The organism is Inquilinus sp. (genome assembly GCF_057815775.1).
Window position 1 is genome coordinate 1 of sequence record NZ_JBYRFX010001008.1, and the last position, 3,326, is coordinate 3,326.

The window sequence follows — 3,326 nt, forward strand, 5'->3', positions numbered from 1 at the left end:
CAAGGCTGGCGTCGCGGGGCATCTCAGCATTGGTGCGGGGGCGAAGATCGCCGCGAATGCGGGGGTCATGCGGGACGTCGACCCTGGCGCCGAAGTCGTGGGAGCCCCTGCGATACCGAAGCGGCAGTTTTTCCGGCAGCAGGTCATGCTGGCACGTTTAGCCGAAGGGAAGGGCGACTGAGATGGATGGAGCCGCCAGCGACAAGAAGGATTTGTCGCAGCTGGATATCGTCGGGATCATGGAGCTGATCCCGCACCGGTATCCGATGATTCTGGTGGATCGGGTGGTCGACATCGTGCAGGGCGAAAGCTGCACGGGCATCAAGAACGTCACCATCAACGAAGGCTTCTTCCAGGGCCATTTCCCGCGTCGCCCGGTGATGCCGGGTGTGATGATCGTCGAATCGATGGCCCAGACCGCGGCCATCCTGGTGGTGAAGACGCTGGGCGAGGATGCCAAAGGCAAGCTGGTCTACTTCATGACGGTGGACAATGCCCGGTTCCGCCGCCCGGTCGTGCCTGGCGACAGCATGCGGGTTCATGTGAAGCGGCTGCAGCAGCGCCGCAATGTCTGGAAGTTTTCCGGCAAGGTGATGGTCGAGGACGTGCTGGTCGCCGAGGCCGAATTCGCAGCCATGATCATGGACGATCTATGACCGCCTCGATCCATCCGACCTCCCTGGTCGATCCGGCCGCCAAGCTGGGCGCCGGCGTCAAGATCGGTCCGTTCTGCACCGTCGGCCCCGACGTCGTCCTCGGCGACGAGGTCGAGGTGATCTCGCACAGCGTGATCGGCGGCCACACCAGCATCGGGCCGAAGACGAAGATTTATCCCTTCGTCTCGCTCGGCCTGCCGCCGCAGGATCTGAAGTTCTCCGGTGAGAAGTCGGAACTGATCATCGGCGCCAACAACGTCATCCGCGAACACGTGACCATGAATCCGGGCACGCGCGGCGACAAGATGAAGACCGTGGTCGGCGACAACTGCATGTTCATGGTGAACACGCATGTCGCCCATGACTGCATCCTCGGCAGTCACATCATCATGGCCAACAACGCCGTGCTGGCCGGCCATGTCACGATCGAAGACCACGTCATCATCGGCGGCAACAGCGCCATCCACCAGCACATCCGCCTCGGCGCCCACGCCTTCGTCGGCGGCATGACGCCGGTGCGCAACGACATCATTCCCTTCGGTCTCGCGACCGGCGAGACGGCGACGCTGAACGGGCTGAACCTGGTCGGGCTGAAGCGCCGCGGCTTCACCAAGCCGCAGATCCAGTCGATGCTGGCCGCCTACCGCACCCTGTTCGACGATGAGCGGGAGTTCGCGTCGCGGCTCGAAGACACGCGCGAAAAATACGGTGACAACGAGATCGTGCAGCGCATCCTGGCCTTCATCGACGCCGATGCCGGTCGCAACGTGATGCAGCCGGCCCGCCGACGGCATGCCGGATAAGCTGGGGATTCTCGCCGCCGCGGGTCCGTTGCCCGGGCGGCTGATCGAGTCGTGCCGGCAGGCCGGGCGGGATTTCGTCGTCGTCGCCTTTCGCGGCATGACCGACCCGGCCCTGCTAGAGGGCGTGCCGCATTTCTGGACCAGGCTCGGCGCCGCCGGCCGCTGGATCGAGGAACTCAAGCGCCAGGGTGTCGGCACGCTGTGCCCGGTCGGCAACATCCGCCGTCCCAGCCTGTTCGAGCTGATGCCGGACTTCAAGGCGGTGCGGATCCTGACCCGGATCGGCTTCTCCTCGCTCGGCGACGATGCGCTGCTGACGGCGCTGCGCCGGATTCTGCAGGAAGAGGGGTTCCGCCTCGTCGCCCTGCATGAGGTGATCGACGATTTCCTGGCCAAGCCCGGCCTGCTGACCCGGCTGGGTCCCGACACGATGGCCCAGGGCGACATCGACAAGGCGCGCGAGATCGCCCGCGAAATCGGCCGGCTCGACATCGGCCAGGGCGCCGTGGTGCAGCATGGCTATGTGCTGGCGGTCGAGGCGGCGGAGGGCACCGACGCAATGCTGCGCCGCTGCGGCCCGCTGGCCCGGCCGGGCCCGGGCGGCGTGCTGGTCAAGGCCAAGAAGCCGCAGCAGGACATCCGGCTCGACCCGCCGACCATCGGCGTGACCACGGTCGAGCTCGCCGCCGCCAACGGCCTGCGCGGCATCGTGGTCGAGGCCGGTGGCGCCATGATCATCGATGCCGAGGCGGTGCGGCAGACGGCCGACCGGCTCGGCCTGTTCGTGCTCTGCCTGGCGGAGGGCGAATGATGTCGTCAGCCGAGATGGCGGGGCCGCACATCTTCCTGGTCGCCACCGAACCTTCGGGCGATCTGATGGGCGCCAGCCTGATGGCCGCCCTGAAGCGCCGCTGCGGCGACGGCGTGCGCTTCAGCGGCGTCGGCGGCGCCCGGATGACGGCGGAAGGGCTGGTGAGCCTGTTCCCGCTGGCCGATATCGCCGTCATGGGCGTGGTCGAGCTGGTGCCGCAGCTGCCGCGCCTGCTCGATCGGGTGCGCCGCACCGCCGAAGCGGCGCTGGCGGCGAAGCCGGATGTGATGGTGTCGATCGACGGCCTGGCCTTCAACGCCCGGGTGGCGTGCCGGCTGGCCGACCGAACCTTCCCGATCGTGCATTTCGTGGCACCCAAAGTCTGGGCCTGGCGGCCCGGCCGGGCACGCAAGCTGGCGGGGTTGGTCGACCATCTGATGGTGCAGCTGCCGTTCGAGCCGCCCTGGTTCGAACGGCACGGGCTGCCGACCACCTATGTCGGCCATCCCATCATCGAGACCGCGGCCGGGCAGGGCGATGGCGCCGGCTTCCGCCGCGACTATGGCATCGCGCCGGACGCCAAGCTGCTGACCGTGCTGCCGGGCAGCCGGCGCGGCGAGGTGAAGCGGCTGCTGCCGGTGTTCGCCGAGACGGTCAAGGCGCTTGCTGCCCGCCACCCCGGGCTGCGGGTGGCGGTGCCGACGGTCGAGACGGTGGCGGAGCTGGTGCGCGCGGCGGCGCAATCCTGGCCCGGCGACCCGATCCTGATCGAGGGCGATGGCGAGAAATACGACGCCTTCGCCGCCAGCGACGCGGCGCTCGCCGCCTCCGGCACCGTGGCGCTGGAGCTGGGCATGGCGCGGGTGCCGAGCGTGATCGCCTATCTGATCAACCCGCTGACCGCCTTTGTCGTCCGGCGCCTGCTGACCACCAAGTATGCCAACCTGGTCAACATCATGCTGGACCGCCCGGCGGTGCCGGAACTGCTGCAGGAGAACTGCACGCCGGACAAGCTGGCCGCGGCGATCGACCGGCTGCTGACCGACCCGGCAGCGG

General features: G+C 68.0%; 4 protein-coding genes and 1 pseudogene. All 5 read left to right on the top strand.

The genetic code is table 11. The features are described from left to right. Nucleotides 1-181 (top strand): annotated as a pseudogene (locus AC3XYG_RS36015) (UDP-3-O-(3-hydroxymyristoyl)glucosamine N-acyltransferase); the annotation flags it as partial. 1 nt (nucleotide 182) lies between these two features. Beyond that, nucleotides 183-656, top strand: a complete 474-nt coding sequence (fabZ, locus tag AC3XYG_RS36020) for a 3-hydroxyacyl-ACP dehydratase FabZ (protein WP_489144710.1) — start codon at nucleotides 183-185, stop codon at nucleotides 654-656. Next, nucleotides 653-1,459 carry an acyl-ACP--UDP-N-acetylglucosamine O-acyltransferase gene (gene lpxA, locus AC3XYG_RS36025; protein ID WP_489144711.1) on the top strand — a complete coding sequence of 269 codons (807 nt, stop codon included), beginning with the start codon at nucleotides 653-655 and terminating at the stop codon, nucleotides 1,457-1,459. The genes fabZ and lpxA overlap by 4 nt, the downstream gene beginning before the upstream one ends. Next, nucleotides 1,449-2,270, top strand: coding sequence for an LpxI family protein (locus AC3XYG_RS36030; protein WP_489144712.1), 822 nt, complete (start codon nucleotides 1,449-1,451; stop codon nucleotides 2,268-2,270). Before lpxA ends, AC3XYG_RS36030 begins: the two co-directional genes overlap by 11 nt. Continuing rightward, nucleotides 2,267-3,326 (top strand): lipid-A-disaccharide synthase (gene lpxB / locus AC3XYG_RS36035; protein WP_489144713.1); only part of this gene is annotated, 1,060 nt, incomplete at its 3' end. The genes AC3XYG_RS36030 and lpxB, both read left to right, overlap by 4 nt.

Coding starts and splice junctions, on each gene's coding strand:
- AC3XYG_RS36030 (WP_489144712.1), top strand. CDS start 1,449: ATGCCGGATAAGCTGGGGATTCTCGCCGCCGCGGGTCCGTTGCCCGGG.
- lpxA (WP_489144711.1), top strand. CDS start 653: ATGACCGCCTCGATCCATCCGACCTCCCTGGTCGATCCGGCCGCCAAG.
- fabZ (WP_489144710.1), top strand. CDS start 183: ATGGATGGAGCCGCCAGCGACAAGAAGGATTTGTCGCAGCTGGATATC.